Source organism: Dolichospermum circinale AWQC310F (assembly GCF_000426925.1).
GTDB lineage: Bacteria > Cyanobacteriota > Cyanobacteriia > Cyanobacteriales > Nostocaceae > Dolichospermum > Dolichospermum circinale.
In genome coordinates, this window is sequence record NZ_KE384663.1 from 164,893 (window position 1) to 182,341 (window position 17,449).

Sequence of the window (17,449 nt, forward strand, 5' to 3'; positions counted from 1 at the left end):
AATATTCTTTAGCGAATTGGTCATGAGATTGTCGAGTCATTGAAGTAAGAATAAAATATTATGATTTAGGTTTAATTTCAAATTCAAGTTGTGAACGATAGAAAGAAACATCAAATTCTAGAAAAAAGTTAGTTTGTCCCAGAATTAAGGGCGCATTTGGTTTACTCACCCATGCAAAAGCCAATCTAACTGAAGGAAATTCACCTATTTGAGCGGTTACAAAAAATGGCATAGCTGCTTGACTAAGATTACCTGATAATTGAATAATGGCTTTATTTTTGTCCCATACTCCACCTAACTGAAGCCCCATTTCATAAGGTAAAACATTGACGGTAGCACCACTGTCTACTAAACCAAGTGCTTCTACTATTTTATCCCCACGATATAAAATTAATGGAAGTCTTGGTAAACTATCAAATTCGTTTTGGCTAGGATCATTTGTTGAATATTTGAACCGCATAAACTTTAATCATTAGAAATTGATTGATTTAGTTTTTCTATCAGAATTTCTCCTGCACCAAAGTTGTTATAAGGTGTTGCTAGGTGATATGTTTTGAAGGGTTCTAGTGGAGAAATATCTTCAGCAGAGTCTAAATCTTCTGCAAGAATACGAATTAATTTGAGTTTTTCTGGGGGTGAAAGTTGTCGAATTGATGGGAGTAAATCGGTTAATGTCATATTTTCCTACTGGATGTGTTTGAGATATGTAGGGTCAAAGTTATCTTAATTCTATTTTATTTGGTTTATTTGAAAGTGATCGCTCTCCCTAAAATCCTTATATAGCGAGCGATCGCCTCACAACTCCAATAAACTCTGAATGTGGGTTTGAAACGCTTCTAAACCACCGTCTTTATCCCAACGATCCTTAAAAGTTGGCAATTCCTCTAATTTCATAATATTTCCACCCTGATAGCTAAGAACCTCTGAATAATCAAATATTTTATCTGCTTTTGCTGATTTGGGTGGAGTAACAAAATCAATAGCCCAAGATACCTCAACAATTCGGTATATGTTGTAATCACCTTTCCAATCCTCATGTTCAGGCTTATAGTCCAAAACTCTTACCAAATGAGTGACATATCCGTGTTGTCTGAGCAAAATCAAATCGTCCTTTTCTGGTTTACCAGCATTCTGTTCACTGTCTTTCCAAGCCAGTTTGAAGAGATCATAAACTTTGTATCGTGAATATGCCCAATCACCATCCTCGCGTTTCACGTTTTTAGTCCATTTCAAAAGAGATAAATCCATATTACTTATCCAGTAAATTTTAAAAGTATATTGAAATTTTAGATCCCCGACTTCTCTAAGAAGTCGGGGATCTGGTTGCTCAATATTTAAGCTTGCGCTACAGGTTCTTTAGCCAAAAACTTCTCCAATTCAGTCAAAGCATCAGCATCAACCTTAGTCTGCATTGGACAGAATTTAGGTCCACACATGGAACAAAACTCAGCAGTTTTATAGATATCTGCTGGTAAAGTTTCGTCGTGATATTCCTTCGCTCTTTCTGGGTCTAAAGATAACTCAAATTGACGATTCCAGTCGAAATTATAGCGAGCTTCAGAAAGTTGATCATCTCTATCTCTAGCACCAGGGCGATGTCTCGCAATATCCGCCGCATGAGCCGCAATTTTATACGCAATTAAGCCATTCCGTACATCTTCAGCATCAGGTAAACCTAAATGTTCTTTAGGTGTCACATAACACAACATCGCTGTTCCATACCAGCCCGCCATTGCAGCCCCGATCGCTGATGTAATATGATCATAACCAGGAGCAATATCTGTCACCAAAGGACCAAGAACATAGAAAGGCGCTTCCGAACACTCTTCCATTTGTTTGCGGACATTAAACTCTATTTGATCCATAGGTACGTGACCTGGACCTTCTACCATCACCTGCACATCATGTTCCCAAGCTTTGCGGGTGAGATTTCCCAGAGTTTTCAGTTCCGCCAACTGGGCTTCATCGGACGCATCATGGGTACATCCTGGGCGCAGGGAGTCGCCTAAACTGAAAGAAACATCATATTTCTTAAAAATCTCAATGATGTCGTTAAAATGGGTATACAGCGGGTTTTGTTTATGGTGATGCAACATCCACCGCGCCAAAATTCCACCACCGCGAGAAACAATACCAGTAATTCGGTTTCTCACTAAAGGTAAATGTTCAATTAAAATCCCCGCGTGGATAGTTTGATAATCTACCCCTTGCTGGGCGTGTTTTTCAATAATGTGGAGAAAGTCATCAGCAGTGAGATTTTCAATTGTTCCGTGAACACTTTCTAAAGCTTGGTAAACTGGAACAGTCCCAATGGGAACAGGCGAAGCCTGGATAATTGCGGTACGAATTTCGTCTAAATTACCACCACCTGTAGACAAATCCATCACCGTATCAGCGCCATATTTTACCGCCAAATTAAGTTTATCAACCTCTTCCTGCAAATTAGAAGAATTGGGAGAAGCACCGATATTAGCGTTAACTTTACACTTAGAAGCGATACCAATAGCCATCGGTTCTAAATTTGTGTGATTAATATTTGCGGGGATAATCATCCGCCCCCGTGCTACTTCAGCGCGGATAAGTTCAGCCGGCAGATTTTCCCGCTTGGCTACGTATTGCATTTCTTCAGTGATTACACCCTGACGAGCGTAGTGCATTTGCGATACGTTGTCTTGTCCACGTCTCTTAGCTACCCATTCTGTACGCATATCCAATTCCTCAATAAACAGCTTCCCTCCGCTGGTATTATCCAGACTCAGGTGTTAAGGGTTTGATCTCAGCTTAGTTTCCCAAGCACCCCTAGCATGATGTAGATTCTAGCATTTTCGTGATCTTTGGGAGAGGGTGATGATAAATTGTGAAGATATGGGGAAAGGAGGATTTGTAGTTCGTTACACAAACCGTCTAGGGTTGAAACCCCAGGCTAATAGCGAAAGTCCGTTAAAACGGACTCAAATCTTTTCTTTTTTCAGTCGTCTTGAGACGACTTTTGTTATTAGCCTTGCACTTCAGTGCTAGGCGGGTAAGTTAGCAATTACTATGCTATAGCTAGAAGGTTAGAAAAATTAGATGGTTCGCAATAGTTTCTAATTAAGGCTTTGGCATTTTCTCTTTTTTCGCCTGTGAATAAGTTAAATATTACTTCTTCATTTTGCGAGTAAAGATGTAATAATCCAAAGTCTTTAATTCGTGAATAAATTAGGGGAACTCCTGCTAAGGTTAGTAAATGTAATTTTTTATTATCACGCTCTCTTGCGTCATGAAAATCATGATATGTAGATTGAAATTCCACAACTAAACAAGGTTGATAATTATTATTTGTGATCAGAGCATCTACACTGGAACTAAAGAAAAATTTTCTTAGTTCTATATCAACTCCTATGCCTAATTCACAAAGTTGGGATAAGCTGACATGTGTATGAATTTTATAATTTTCATCTATGCAGGTTTGGAGAAATTCTAACATTCTTTCTTCGTAAAGGTTAACCAGTCTTTTGGGTTTTACTAACATTAGTTTCTCTCCATTAATATTTTTGCAAAATGGTTAGCGGGAGTTTGGTATTTTGGAGGAATAAATAAGCATCAAATAATATTCGTTCTAAATTCATTTTAATATCAACAACTAAAAAATAGCAAAATAATTAATTGAAGGCAATATTAAATTAAATCGTGCCAGAGACAGAAATCAATAAAAAACCACGTAATTTCGTTGTTTTTATAAAAACCATGTAAAAATCACCAACGACTGAAAGCAAGCATGAATAAGGGATTGAAATAAATCCATAAAATTAAATCGTGCCACAATCATGACTTCGCAGGAAAAATCTATGGATTAAACTATTGACTTTTGTTAAAAAATATGTAATCTCTTACGAAAATACCAATATGTGGTTCGTTAATTCCCCCACAACTCCTTTGCAACCCAAATATCATATAAACCATTTTTAAACGCATAGCCTTCTCTCTCTAACTCTTCCCTCTGTGTCCTCTGCGCCTGGAGCGGTTCGTTAATTCCCCCACAACTCCTTTGCAACCCAAATATCATATAAACCGTTTTTTGTGGATTTTTGCAACTCTTAATCATTTATCCACCCATTTTTGGGCTAGATATTGCTACACTGAATCTCATACAAAATCATAATTGTTGTCGTCTGCACCTTGTGAGAGCATAAGAATCAGCTTTCTGGTGTAATCAAGAAAAGAAAGATAAAAGAGCAAATCAAAACATGGTAGACTCTCTCAAAAAACCAAGCTTTGACGAAATCCGTCCCGGAGTTAAATCCCCTGCGAAGGAAACCCTTTTAACACCAAGGTTTTACACGACTGATTTCGATGAAATGGCGCGGATGGATATTTCTGTCAATGAAGACGAATTACAAGCTATTTTGGCAGAATTTCGCGTTGACTACAACCGTCATCACTTTGTTAGAGATGCTCAGTTTGAACAATCATGGGATCACATTGACGGTGAAACTCGTCAATTGTTCATTGAGTTTCTGGAACGTTCTTGTACAGCGGAGTTTTCTGGATTCCTGTTATATAAGGAACTCGGCCGTCGCTTAAAGGATAAAAGCCCTCTTTTGGCTGAGTGCTTTAACTTGATGTCACGGGATGAAGCCCGTCACGCTGGGTTTTTGAACAAAGCTATGTCGGACTTTAATCTTTCTCTAGATTTAGGGTTTTTGACTAAGAGCCGCAGTTATACGTTCTTTAAGCCCAAATTCATCTTCTATGCTACCTATCTTTCTGAAAAGATCGGTTATTGGCGTTATATCACCATTTATCGTCATTTAGAATCCCATCCTGAAGATCGGATCTATCCAATTTTCCGTTTCTTTGAAAACTGGTGTCAAGATGAAAACCGTCACGGGGATTTCTTTGATGCGATCATGAGAGCGCAGCCGCAAATGTTGAATGACTGGAGAGCAAAACTATGGAGTCGCTTTTTCCTGTTGTCAGTATTTGCAACTATGTATCTTAATGATATCCAACGCAAGGATTTTTATGCTTCTTTGGGCTTAGATGCGCGAGAGTATGATATTCATGTAATTAAGAAGACCAATGAAACCGCCGGTAGGGTCTTCCCTGTGATGTTGGATGTTGATAACCCAGCATTTTATGAACGTTTAGATGTTTGCGTCCAGAATAACGAAAAATTGGCAGCAATTTCTAACTCTAATACTCCTAAATTCCTGCAATTCTTCCAAAAACTTCCAATTTATGTGTCCCATGGTTGGCAGTTATTACAATTATATCTGATGAAGCCTATTGATGCGGCTTCTGCTCACGGTCAAGCTCGTTAATCTGAGATTAATTTCCTTTAAATGTGGTTTTGTTTGCAACAGAGCCACATTTTTTATTTTTGATTATCTTATTAATTTTGTTTCGCGCAGTCTCTTTTAGATATCCCGCAGGGTAGACGCTAAGGAACAAAGATGCAAAGGTAAGAAATTATTATGATTATGCACAAAAATTTCAGATATCAATTGCCATTTCTGCTGACGTTTTGTTTATTTACTAACATATCACCGGTTTCTGCTGCGGTTGTCTGTCCAACGAATGTTCAAGAATCAAAAATAGCTGGATTGTTTGATATATTACTTAATATTGTCAATGTTGGTCGAAATGGTCGAAGTGGTCGAAATGGTGAAGATGGTTCAAGCAGTACAAGTCAAACAATATATGCTGATGGTTCACCCTTAAATCTTGACTTATCTGGTAAAGATGGCCAAGATGGAGAAGATGGTGGTTTCGGTTCTCAACCTAGCTGTGGACAATATGGATCACAAGGAGGGAATAATGATGTTTATGCACCCAATGGTGGTAATGGTGGTCATGGTGGCAATGGTGGTCATGGTGGTCATGGTGGCGATCTCACAGTCTATTATAGCAATTTGGCGGATTTAAAAAAAATTGCCCTCCGGGCTGTTGGTGGTAAAGGTGGCCGAGGTGGCCGGGGTGGACAGGGTACGTTGGGTTGTTCTTGTCGTCAACGAAGTTGGGTGAGAGAAGTCTGTGTAGGAAATCCTGGTACTCCCAATCGTCAATGTACTCAAAAAGTTTATAATTGTTATGATGGGCGTTATGGTAGCTCTGGTGTAAATGGACGTGATGGCAAACCAGGGCGATTGGGAATTTTAAGTATAGTTAATAGTAAAGCAGCTTTAGTAGATGATCAACCAACTGCGGAAATAGCAATTTCTCAATTAGTCAATCAACAATTTAGCCTTTCTAAAAATAAATGGCAAATTCGTCAAGGGGCAAAATCTTTACTGGCGACTGGTTCTATACTTGCTGATGAATATCGGGAGTTTGAACGGCGATTAGAGGGAAGTTTTAAATTATTTTGGCGAGAGAAACAGCCGATTACCAACTTTGCTAATCCATCGGTAAAACTAACTCTAAATGATAGCAAAGAAATAGATATTTCTTTTCCTGAATATCTCTGGATTGATGGTAATAGCAAAACTACAGGAAGTTTGACGGAGTACAATGTCAATCGTGCTATTCTTCAAAAAGATGTGACTAGATTGGCTGTGGCTGAACTTGCTAATTCAAAACAAAATCTTATTTTAAGAATAGTTGATTTAGCTGGTCACTCTGATGTGATCAATACTAAATTTATCATCAAATATCAGTTCCATGATCATGTTGATGATTATGTTAATCCTGAAACTGTATATGCTGGGGAAATTCCGCCAGAATTGGTCAGCCGCAGCTATAACAATTTTAATCTAGCTTTGGGTAAGTTAAACATCCCCAGCCTCGCTTTAAATCCAGGTATTAATGTTAATATTGAAGTTGTTGCAATTCGCTCTTTAGCCGGACGTTCTACACAGCAAAAAATTCTTTGGCAAGGGGTAATTCGTAAACGCCAAACTGGTAAAATTCGCAAGTTAATAGAAGAATAATAAACTAGGAGAAAAACAAAAATCTATTGAGTATTGAGTTAGATCCCAGTCTTATATAAGAAGTTCGAGATCTAAATCGGTGGTCTTTTTGTTAATAATTATTTATTTCCCCATTTTGCGTTTGAGTTTTTCTAATTCATCTTCGGTTTCCCAACGGCGAAATTTATCTTCTAATTCATCAAAATTACTTTGAGAATTACTAGCAGTGTTCCAACCATAATTTTCTAACTTTTGCTGGCTTTGTGCTTTGGTTCTGGCTGTTTGCATTTCTGCTGCTTTATTTTGTACCTCTTGGCGACGTTTTTGAATTTTCCCAAGTAGTTCTTGGGACTGGGTAATGCGTTCTTTTAAGCCTTGCATATGTCCCCACATTTGATTTCCTTCCCGCAATAATGCAGCTTCTCGCTGTTGGGCTGGAGTGATTAAATCTTGTCTACCCGCAGCTTGGGCTTTTTGAATACGGATATGCCATTTTTGAATTTCTTGGGCTGTGGAAAGAATTTCATCTTGCGATCGCTTCTCTTGTAATTGTAACTCAGAAATTAACTTTAATGTGTCTTCTTCCTGTTCCCGTAGTTGTTCTAAAAGTGCTTCTAATTCTAAATGAGGGTTATTCCGCAAAAATTCTTCTAGACGACTTTCTAAAAAGCGACTTAAATCATCAAATAAACTCATTGTTAAAGCTCCAATTCTCAAATATATATCTATTTTATCAGCAAATTACAAATTAGTTAAATTGGTGTAGTCCAATATTTAATTCCTTGGATGATTTTTTGTCGTAACCCAAATTTCGGTAAGTCCTCCTCTCTCCAACCTAAATATGTCCAATGGGGAAGATCATTAACTACTGTTTGAAACCAGCCATTTTCATTTAAAATCTGTTTTTGAGCCGGTGTTAATATTTGTAAATCAATTGCTAATCCCCACAAATGTTGTGATGTCCCTGGAGGTGCAACTAAACCAAGAATTTTTGTCTCTTTCCCAGCTTTTACTTGGGTTAATGTTTCTCTATTTGCGTATTTATTCCAAAATCTTAAATTAGTGGCAAAATTACGCAAACAATCCCCAGCATAACCAGATTTTAGAGAAATATTTTCTAACTCTTTGGCTTTATTTAATGCTGCTGCTGCTGGTTTTTGTAAATAACATTCTTCTGTACCATTTACTAGTTCTATACTGATTTGATCCTGAAAAGATTGGGTTTCTATTTCATTGTCTAAAATGACTTTTTCTGGTAGTTTAATTTCTGAGTCTTGATTAATAAATACTGTTCCATAGGAACGTAGTAAGGTATATTCAAATGTATCAATCTCAGGAACTGTGGGAATTTTATTGGCAATTGTTGTTAAAAACCGCTGTTGATCATCCAATTTCTGATCAGGAATAAATGGCACATTTACAGCTATTTTTGGTTGCTGACAACTTCCATTAAATTCATTTACGCATTCTTTGACAGTCTCAGTATTTGATGTTAACTGACTTTGGGAAATTTTGTGAGCAAAGACTAGGGTAACACTGACAAAAATAATTATAGTAACAAATGCTGCTATTTTCAGAATTAGTTTCATGAAAATATTACTTTTTTTGAAAATTTCGATTTCATCATATCTTAAATACCCGAATTATTAAAGAAGTACCGGATATTTTAACCAGTCGTAAATCTTGTTTTTTGTGTTTTGTAACTTTAGATCAAATTCCTGTGTATAATTATTAATTATGGAATCAGGTCTATTTTTTAGTTCATCAATTATAATAAACAAAATTGATACTAAATACATCTCGGTAAAATGATGAATTTAAAAAACTCCCGACTGCAAACTTTACTTATTTATGCCATACTAGGAGCGATCGCTTTAGTCATGCTCTTTCCCATGTTATGGCTAATTAGCACATCACTGAAGTCACCAACGGAAAATATCTGGCAATCACCACCCGCATTATTACCTAGTCAACCTACCTTAGAAAACTTCTCTCAAGTCTGGCAATCTCTACCTTTTGCCACTTATTTATATAATAGTATCCTAGTATCTGTATTAACTGTCGGTTTAAATTTGTTGTTTTGTTCCTTAGCAGCTTATCCCTTAGCTAGACTATCATTTTTGGGCAGAAACGGAATTTTCATTGCTATTGTGGCCACAATTATGATTCCTTTCCAAATTGTCATGATTCCTTTATATATTCTCACAGTGCAATTAGGTTTGAGAAATAGTTATCTAGGGGTAATTTTCCCTAGTTTAGCTTCTGCTTTTGGTATATTTTTACTACGTCAAGCCCTGATAACTGTACCAAAGGAAATTGAAGAAGCTGCTCGTTTAGATGGTACTTCTGAGTTAGGATTATGGTGGTATGTAATGCTACCCGCTATCCGTCCGGCGCTAATTACTCTGGCTATTTTTGTCTTTATTGGCGCTTGGAGTGACTTTTTATGGCCTTTAATTGTGATTCAGGATGAAAGTTTATACACTTTACCACTGGGAGTTGCTAAGTTAGCGGGGACTTTTTCTTTAGACTGGCGTTTGGTAGCTGCTGGTTCAGTAATTTCAATTACTCCAGTGTTAGTATTATTCCTGTTCTTGCAAAAATACATTGTCCCTACGGATACTGCTAGTGGTGTTAAGGGTTAATTAATATTCTAAATTAATATTAGAGGGTGTTTTTCAAGTCAATGGCCAATTCTCGTTTACAATTACTAGTTTTAAGCAATGGTCATGGAGAAGATATCATTGCTGTACGGATTATCCAGGCTTTACAAACATTATCTTCCCCACCAGATATCTTTGTTTTACCAATAGTGGGTGAAGGACGCGCTTATCAAAAAATAAACGTTCCCATAATCGGTAAGGTACAGAATATGCCTTCTGGCGGTTTTGTTTATATGGATAGCAAAGAGCTAATGCGTGATGTGGGCGGTGGTTTGATCCAGTTAACCTGGAATCAAATCAAATCTGTACGCCGTTGGGTGAGGCTACAAACAAGCTTAGGGAATCAAAAGGCTATTCTAGCTGTGGGGGATATTGTCCCCCTGTTATTCGCAGCTACAAGTGGTGCTAATTACGCTTTTGTAGGTACGGCTAAATCAGAATATTATGTGCGTGATGAAGCGGGTTTATTACCACGAAAATCAAAATCCGCAAAGTGGGAAAATTTTTCTGGTTCAATTTACCATCCTTGGGAAAGGTGGTTAATGAGTCGCAGCCGTTGTCAGGCTGTGTTTCCTAGAGATTCTCTGACGACGAAGATCTTAAAAAAGTGGTCAATTCCGGCTGTAGATGCAGGAAATCCGATGATGGATGGGTTAAAGACCAATTTTAGCAGCCCAGGGTTTGATCGTGGTAATGCTGAACACAAAGAACAAATTCGTCCTTTGATTGTGACTCTGTTGCCCGGTTCTCGCGCCCCGGAAGCTTATAATAATTGGGAAATAATCATGGTTTCTGTATCTGCCTTGGTTGCTAGTTTACAACAACCAGATTCTTTATTCTTTGGTGCTGGAACAATGATTTTTTTGGGGGCGATCGCGCCTGGTTTAGATTGTGGTATTTTATCTCAAAGTTTACATATTCAAGGTTGGCGACTTTGTGATCAATCTCCTTTACAAATTCCTGACCCGGACAGCTTGACTTTTAAACAAAAAAATGCTTATTTAATTTTGACACAAGCAGCTTATAATGAGTGTTTACATTTAGGTGATTTGGCCATCGCTATGGCGGGGACTGCAACGGAACAATTCATTGGTTTAGGAAAACCAGCCATTGCTATTCCTGGTGGTGGTCCCCAATATAACACCGCTTTTGCAGAAGCCCAAAGTCGGCTGTTAGGAATATCCCTAACCTTAGTCAATCAACCATCACAGGTGTTACCAGCCATTCAGTCTCTACTGAAAAATCCTGATCTTTTGCATGACATTGCTAAAAACGGGTTACAGCGTATGGGACTTGCGGGTGCAGCACAAAGGATTGCAGAATGTTTACAGGAAAGATTGGTAATGGGTAATAAAATACGTCTTATGTGAGTTGGAGGCTGAAAGAACGCAGTCTCGTTCCTAAGACTAGGACTTGTCGGTAAAGTGAAGTCTGAAACCCTTAAAATGACCGGGGCATTTTTAACTCACATAAGGCGTAAAATAACTAGTGACTAGTAACTACTGAGTGATTAAGCTACTAAGCCAGAACGCAAAGCCCGAACTGCTGCTTGGGTACGATCATCAGCACAGAGTTTGTTTAAAATATTGCGAACATGAGTTTTTACCGTTCCTACGGTAATATATAATTTTTCTGCAATTTGTCCATTACTGCAACCACCCACAATCAATTCTAAAATTTCCAGTTCCCGTTGGGTGAGGGGGTAGGTTTCTAAAACTTGTTCATATTCTGTTTCCAAAGCCTCGATTTTTACAGTTTTCGGCTTATCGGATGATTGATTATCACCAGAGTTACCCTGGCGTACTTTTCTTAATACCAGATTAGCGATCGCCGGGTCAATCCAAGAGTTACCACGAAAAGTGACTTGTACCGCTTCCGTAAATTTATTAATACTTGTTTCCTTCATATAATAAGAATCTGCTCCTGCTGCGAAAGCCGCCAAGACAGCATCTTCTGTATTATCCATGGTCAGGATCAGAACTTTTGTCTGTGATTGTCCTGTTTCAGCCTGATAACGTCTAAATTTGCGTGTTAGTTCAATTCCGTCCATATCAGGTAAACCAATATCTATCACGGCCACATCTGGTTTCATCGTTTCTAAAAGTTTTAATCCAACAGTCGCATTAGCCGCCTCACCAATCACTTTAAAGCCGCTATGTGACTGCAATTCGGTTCTCAGTCCCATACGGGTTAAATCATGATCTTCAATCAATATAATACTAATTTCATTCATTGTTACACCCATGATAATCGGATTGCTTCCCTGTAGCACCAGGAGACAGGAGGTGGAAGGTAAAAAGCTTGTTTCCTGAGATTTTGAACCTTTGTATTAAGTAACTATTTTTGCACAGAAACACTAATCAAAACTATTTCTCAGATCAAAATTTCATTTAACTTATTTCAGTCACCCAGACTTAGGATAGATGATTTTGTCACCAATGAACATCTACCAGGAGAAATAATAAATGATCGATTCTTATAGTTAAGATAAGTCAATATAGGTGTAAAAATCTAGCTAAAGATATATCCGTCTAACTTATGATACTAGCTGGCCTATGCACAGAGTTTATTTAAAATATTGTAAATATGAGTTTTTACCTGATATTCATCTAACTTATATTCATCGGCACCAAGGTAGATGATCCTGTTGCCAGTTAACATCTATCTAGAGGAGTAATAAATTGCCAATATTTGTAGTTCAATCGTCGTCAAAATCTAGCTAAAGATATATAGATATTTTTCCCAAAACAAATGAAATTATTGAGACAAATCCGGAAAATTACAGTTTAAGCATGATTCCTAAATTTGCAATTGACTAGATATAGCATTTAATCGGTAGGGGGTAATCCAGTGTATATGGTAGAACTGCGCGTTATAGCTTTTCTTAGCCTTAGTGATATGTTTCCGTCAAGGATAAATAAAACTCAGATTTGCAAAGACTTTTAACCTAAGTGCTATCAAAATATATACTTAGCGGAGTGATTTTTATTGAGACATATTACCTATTTAAGTAATATTGTTGAGGCTTTTGGTACACAATGTTTCCATGCAATTCTCACTAATGGGTGAAGACAGTTAACTAATTGCTAATTTACAATGTTTTCAACTAGATAAAGTATTTGATTTGACTACAGTGAAAATAAAAATCGATGGAAGAAACGCTAAAAATTTTAGTTGTAGAAGAGAATGAAGTAGAGCGTGTGCTATTAAATCTAGCTCTGAGGGAGACAGGAATTAGTATAGAACTTGATGAAGTCAAAGATAGCCATCACGCGCTCTCGGCTCTGATTAATAATCACTATGATTGTATATTTCTCGACTATCATTTACGAAATCAAGATTGCTTAAAATTAATTCAGAAAATAAATTCTTCAGCCATCAAAGTTCCTTTAGTGATTTTGATAAATTCAGGAAATGAAGCAATAGCTGGAGATTGTATCAAAGCAGGTGCTAGTGAGTATTTGATCAAGTCTACATTATCTTCACAAACCATAGCCCAAATTTTGAGAAGTGCAATTCGTATCCACCGCACCCAAATGCAGTTAGAGTTAGCAAATCAACAACTTAAAGAAAGTCGAGAAGAGCTAACTATTCAGGGTAAAGAATTGGCAAGACAACAGCAACAAATTCAGCAACAAAAACTGGCACTTTTGGAGATATCAAGGTTAAAATCATTATTTTTAGCGACGATATCCCATGAATTGCGAACCCCAATGAATGCGATTATTGGATTTTCTCAAATTTTATTACGTCCTAAATTTGGGAATTTAACAAATCAGCAAATGGACATGGTAGAACGCATCCTCAATAATGGTAAAAAATTACTAATGTTGTTCAATGAAATCCTCGACTTTTCCCACATAGAAGCCGGTAAATTAGAACTCAAGCCAGAAATATTCGATTTATCAGAAGTTGTTAGTAATACAGTGAAAGAAATCCGTTCTTTAGCTGAAGCCAAGAATTTATCTTTGCTAGTCAAAGGAGATCTAAACAATAAATTAGTATTTAATGATGCAGTAAGATTACGGCAAATTTTAATGAATTTGCTTTCTAATGCCATTAAGTTTACAGAATCTGGAAATATTTTCGTAGAAATCAAAGAAATACATCAAAATAGAGTTACAATTGCTGTAGAAGATACAGGAATTGGTATTGCTACTCAAGATTTTCAAAATATTTTTGCAGCATTTCATCAAGTTGATCAAGGGATTAGCCGTAAATATTCTGGTGCAGGATTGGGTTTAGCTATTGTTGATTCATTAGTACGCATGATGGGAGGAAAAATATATATCGAAAGTAAATTAGGAGTCGGTTCAATGTTTAAAATAGAATTACCACGGAAAATAAATTTGATAGCCGATTTAGGTAATGTAGTTTCTCGTACTCATCAGCATCATTTTCATTCCATATATTACCATAGGAAATCATCAATAAATTCTCCCAATTTGAAATTGTAGATGATTAAAAGGTTGATTAATTATGACTATTCTCAAAAAAGATCGAATTTTGTCAGTTGATGATACTAAAGATAATCTGATTTTAGTAGAAGCAATTTTAGAGGATGAAGGATATCATATTGATTCAGTTGCTAATGGTGAATCAGCTTTAAAAAACGTGGTAGAATTTCCACCGGATCTAATTATTTTAGATGTAATGATGCCGGGAATAAATGGCTATGAAGTGACGCGAAGAATCCGTAATAATCCAGAAATAAACTATATTCCGATTTTGCTATTAACAGCTTTTGACGAATCTAGTGTTGTGGAAGGTTTAGATGCGGGTGCTGACGATTTTATTCGCAAACCCTTTGACACAGAAGAATTATTAGCAAGAGTGCGATCGCTGCTAAGATTAAAACACAGTATTGACGAACAGCGAAAAATGACACTACAGCGAGAAGATTTTGTTTCTCGTCTTACCCATGATTTACGCACTCCTTTAGTAGCTGCTGATAGAATGCTACATTTCTTTTTGCAAGAAGTCTTTTGTAGGATTTCTCCAGAAATGAAACAAGCGATTAATATGATGATTCGTAGCAATCAAAATCTCCTAGAAATGGTGAATACTCTCTTAGAAGTTTACCGTTTTGAAGCTGGGAAAAAAAGCTTAAACTATGAATCATGCGACTTAACACAAATAGCTACTGAAGTAGTGGGTGAACTCAGTCCCTTAGCAGTTGAGAAAAACTTAATTTTAAAATTAGATACCCATGAATTAAACCAAACAGAAAATAATGGAGGAATTGTTAACGGCGATCGCTTAGAATTAAGAAGAGTATTCAATAATCTCATTGCTAATGCTATCAAATTTACCGATACAGGTAGCATAGAAGTCCGCATTTTTGAAACCTTATCCCCAACCAATCATCCCAGTCAAATAATCATCGAAGTTCAAGATACAGGTTATGGTATTGCAGCCGAAGATCAAGAAACAATTTTTGAGCGATTTCGCCAGGGAAGGAATAAAAGATCAGGTAGTGGTTTAGGACTGCATCTTTCACAATGTATTATCGAAGCCCATGGAGGTAAAATAGAACTTTCTTCACAACTTGGTAAAGGTAGCACATTCACAGTCAGATTCCCCAAAATCACTTGATTACTATTAATTAACAAATGCAAGGACTTTGAACCTGATTCCCTATTCCCTATTCCCTATTCCCTATTCCTTTGCTATATTCTTGAAACCGAACATAGCTGAAATTTTCTACCTAGTAACCGCCGAATAATTGCTTCTAATTCCTCAATCATATAGGGTTTACTAATGTAATCATCAAAACCAGCTTTGAGAATACTTTTTTTATCTTCAGTTCCAGTCAAAACCGTTACAGCAACTACAGGAATATGGCAAGTTAATAATTCTCCCTTGAGACATTGAATAACATCTAACCCACTCATACCCGGTAAGAAAATATCCAATAAAATTAAATCAGGCTGATACTTCTTAGCCATAAACAGCGTTCTTGAACCTTCTTTTTGACAAATAGATCGACAACCTAATAATTCTAGGGTATAACTCATTAGCAGTAGACTATCATCATTATCTTCTACTGCTAAAACCAAAGGCTGTCGATGTTTTTGTCGTTTTTCATCACTCATAAATGAATGTGCTAAATACATCTCTTCTCCGGAGTAGTTAATAGGGAGTAGTCGTTTTTATGAGTAGAACAGACGAACTCGCAAATTCTCATTGGTTGTTTATCTTCAGTAATTGGAACAGGAAATAAAAATCTAGTTTTAATCCTTTTAGTAGATATATTTTGATTATATGCAAAACTGTCAATAAATTTATTTACAAAAATCAACAAATTTATTATCCTACTTCTTCGATAAATAGGGTTTATTGTTTTTATTTTTACTAACCATGAAATTACTATTTAATCTTTGGCCTTGCTGAATTGAGGTATGAAATTGAAAAATCAAAAAAAATGAACCTCTTACCCTCAAAAGACTCTGCGCCTCTGCGTGAAATAAAATCATACTGTTAATCAGCAACGCCGAAAAAATAGCAGACGTAAATTTAGTTTTTATCATCTAATATTGCTCAAACAGGTAAATTATGAGTAGAATAGTTGACACAACTGCAATTTTGGTAATATAATATATTACCAATTATTACCAATAATGGCTGTAACAAAAAATTGTGCATCATTGTCTCAGCAGAGAATAATTTAAATTATGGATTTTGACTACTTCAGAACTAACGAAAGTAATAACACCAATAAAAACTGTCAAAACTTGTTATCCAGTGGTTGGCGGCCATTTCACAGAGATTTTGATTGGGAATATTTCGGGAAAATTTTATCTCATGATACTCAGGAATTAACCCAGAAAAGTATTAATTTAGTCAGTTATTATGCTGATGCTTTGGCCAGAAAAGAATATGCTTGGTGGGCAAATATTTTAAATTTAGCCTCAGATTATACTCGTGGTGAATTTCAGAAATTTTGGAATTATATCACACCAGATATGCTCACTCCAGAACAGCGCCATAAAGACATTTTGAGTACAGAAACACCGCTTGTACAATTTGTGAGCCGCAATAGTATTCCTATTGATTATGTGCTGAATCTTCTGCAAGAAATCACCGTTCTCCGAGTCTTAAAATTATTAGAACGTCCTGATATTATCACTCAATATTACTCCGAAAGAGACTTTTATTTTCCAGTAGAAAAATTTGTGAACTGGGAAAGATTAGATGTGGTAAATACAGTTTATGCTTATTGGTCAAAACATGATACTTGGTTACAAATTGAAGCCTATGAAAGAGGCAGAAGGAATTATACTTTAATGTCCCAAAATATGAAACCTTTAATTAATAAAGCGACCTATGATTTAGCAGTAATGCTGAGTGGATATCAAAGTCGGGTGGGGAAAGTTCATAGTCAATATCCATTGCGGACATTTCCCCAAGACATCCAAAATTTTAGCGACTTAGTTCAACAAACAATTTTACATCAAAACCAATTAGCAGTTGTAGTTCATGGCGCACCAGGTACAGGAAAAACAGCATGGACACAGAGTATAGCTAAAGAAATTCTTGTCCCTTTAGGATATGTAATTTTCATTTTAGATCATGATGCTATTACCAACTTTGTCCCGCCAACATATTTAGAACGCATTTGTATTATCATCAACGAAGCTGATAATCTAGCTCAAGATCGGGCTTCAGAAGTGGCACAATATAATAACAAAACTGAGCATATTTTAGCCTTATTAGATGGTACATTATATCAGAGTATAATTGATGAATCTGGTATGCAAATGAAGCAAAACTTAGTAGTATTAATGACTTGTAATACCACTGAGAGATTAGATCCAGCCATGTTACGCAAAGGTAGAGTAGATTTAATGTGTGAGTTTATCAAGAAGTTCGTTTAATCACTTATTAAATCCTCAA

Annotated in this window: 16 protein-coding genes and 1 riboswitch; of the genes, 7 read left to right on the forward strand and 9 right to left on the reverse strand. The window is 36.5% G+C overall.

Annotation, left to right across the window (positions count from 1 at the left end; all coding sequences use genetic code 11):
• Window positions 1-58: 58 nt before the first annotated feature.
• From ACIR310F_RS0101195 to ACIR310F_RS0101215, 5 genes are all read right to left on the reverse strand, one after another.
• Window positions 59-460 (reverse strand): hypothetical protein, encoded by a 402-nt coding sequence (locus tag ACIR310F_RS0101195; protein WP_028082242.1) that lies wholly within the window; start codon window positions 458-460, stop codon window positions 59-61.
• Between the two features lie 5 nt (window positions 461-465).
• Window positions 466-678, reverse strand: a complete 213-nt coding sequence (locus tag ACIR310F_RS0101200) for a hypothetical protein (protein ID WP_028082243.1) — start codon at window positions 676-678, stop codon at window positions 466-468.
• A 117-nt stretch (window positions 679-795) separates the two neighbouring features.
• Window positions 796-1,248, reverse strand: a complete 453-nt coding sequence (locus tag ACIR310F_RS0101205) for a hypothetical protein (RefSeq protein WP_028082244.1) — start codon at window positions 1,246-1,248, stop codon at window positions 796-798.
• Window positions 1,249-1,334: 86 nt separating this feature from the next.
• The gene (thiC, locus tag ACIR310F_RS0101210) at window positions 1,335-2,708 is read right to left on the reverse strand and encodes a phosphomethylpyrimidine synthase (protein ID WP_028082245.1); all 1,374 of its coding nucleotides are present in this window, start codon (window positions 2,706-2,708) and stop codon (window positions 1,335-1,337) included.
• A gap of 6 nt (window positions 2,709-2,714) precedes the next feature.
• Window positions 2,715-2,811, reverse strand: a riboswitch (TPP riboswitch).
• Window positions 2,812-3,037: 226 nt separating this feature from the next.
• Window positions 3,038-3,511, reverse strand: coding sequence for a DUF2726 domain-containing protein (locus ACIR310F_RS0101215; RefSeq protein WP_028082246.1), 474 nt, complete (start codon window positions 3,509-3,511; stop codon window positions 3,038-3,040).
• 715 nt (window positions 3,512-4,226) lie between these two features.
• Here ACIR310F_RS0101215 and acsF point away from each other — a divergent pair.
• Window positions 4,227-5,303 carry a magnesium-protoporphyrin IX monomethyl ester (oxidative) cyclase gene (gene acsF / locus ACIR310F_RS0101225; RefSeq protein WP_028082248.1) on the forward strand — a complete coding sequence of 359 codons (1,077 nt, stop codon included), beginning with the start codon at window positions 4,227-4,229 and terminating at the stop codon, window positions 5,301-5,303.
• 159 nt (window positions 5,304-5,462) lie between these two features.
• Window positions 5,463-6,911, forward strand: coding sequence for a hypothetical protein (locus ACIR310F_RS0101230; protein WP_028082249.1), 1,449 nt, complete (start codon window positions 5,463-5,465; stop codon window positions 6,909-6,911).
• A gap of 102 nt (window positions 6,912-7,013) precedes the next feature.
• Here ACIR310F_RS0101230 and ACIR310F_RS0101235 read toward each other — a convergent pair whose 3' ends face one another.
• Both ACIR310F_RS0101235 and ACIR310F_RS0101240 read right to left on the reverse strand, forming a co-directional pair.
• Window positions 7,014-7,586, reverse strand: coding sequence for a TIGR04376 family protein (locus ACIR310F_RS0101235; RefSeq protein WP_028082250.1), 573 nt, complete (start codon window positions 7,584-7,586; stop codon window positions 7,014-7,016).
• 56 nt (window positions 7,587-7,642) lie between these two features.
• Window positions 7,643-8,479 (reverse strand): D-alanyl-D-alanine carboxypeptidase family protein, encoded by an 837-nt coding sequence (locus ACIR310F_RS0101240; protein WP_028082251.1) that lies wholly within the window; start codon window positions 8,477-8,479, stop codon window positions 7,643-7,645.
• Between the two features lie 219 nt (window positions 8,480-8,698).
• On the opposite strand from ACIR310F_RS0101240, the gene ACIR310F_RS0101245 reads away from it, so the two are divergent.
• Complete coding sequence (locus ACIR310F_RS0101245) at window positions 8,699-9,535, forward strand: carbohydrate ABC transporter permease (protein ID WP_035367405.1); 837 nt, start codon at window positions 8,699-8,701, stop codon at window positions 9,533-9,535.
• Between the two features lie 41 nt (window positions 9,536-9,576).
• Window positions 9,577-10,923 carry a lipid-A-disaccharide synthase-related protein gene (locus tag ACIR310F_RS0101250; RefSeq protein WP_051289433.1) on the forward strand — a complete coding sequence of 449 codons (1,347 nt, stop codon included), beginning with the start codon at window positions 9,577-9,579 and terminating at the stop codon, window positions 10,921-10,923.
• Window positions 10,924-11,063: 140 nt separating this feature from the next.
• On the opposite strand, the gene ACIR310F_RS0101255 is transcribed toward ACIR310F_RS0101250, so the two are convergent.
• The gene (locus ACIR310F_RS0101255) at window positions 11,064-11,786 is read right to left on the reverse strand and encodes a response regulator transcription factor (protein WP_028082254.1); all 723 of its coding nucleotides are present in this window, start codon (window positions 11,784-11,786) and stop codon (window positions 11,064-11,066) included.
• Window positions 11,787-12,702: 916 nt separating this feature from the next.
• On the opposite strand from ACIR310F_RS0101255, the gene ACIR310F_RS0101260 reads away from it, so the two are divergent.
• On the forward strand, window positions 12,703-14,010 hold the full coding sequence (locus tag ACIR310F_RS0101260) for an ATP-binding response regulator (protein WP_028082255.1): 1,308 nt from the start codon (window positions 12,703-12,705) through the stop codon (window positions 14,008-14,010).
• 22 nt (window positions 14,011-14,032) lie between these two features.
• Window positions 14,033-15,148 (forward strand): sensor histidine kinase, encoded by a 1,116-nt coding sequence (locus tag ACIR310F_RS0101265; protein ID WP_028082256.1) that lies wholly within the window; start codon window positions 14,033-14,035, stop codon window positions 15,146-15,148.
• A 74-nt stretch (window positions 15,149-15,222) separates the two neighbouring features.
• On the opposite strand, the gene ACIR310F_RS0101270 is transcribed toward ACIR310F_RS0101265, so the two are convergent.
• Window positions 15,223-15,669: a response regulator gene (locus tag ACIR310F_RS0101270; protein WP_028082257.1), complete on the reverse strand. Its 447-nt coding sequence runs from the start codon at window positions 15,667-15,669 to the stop codon at window positions 15,223-15,225.
• 558 nt (window positions 15,670-16,227) lie between these two features.
• On the opposite strand from ACIR310F_RS0101270, the gene ACIR310F_RS0101280 reads away from it, so the two are divergent.
• Window positions 16,228-17,430 (forward strand): AAA family ATPase, encoded by a 1,203-nt coding sequence (locus tag ACIR310F_RS0101280; protein WP_028082259.1) that lies wholly within the window; start codon window positions 16,228-16,230, stop codon window positions 17,428-17,430.
• The last annotated feature ends 19 nt before the right edge of the window (window positions 17,431-17,449 follow it).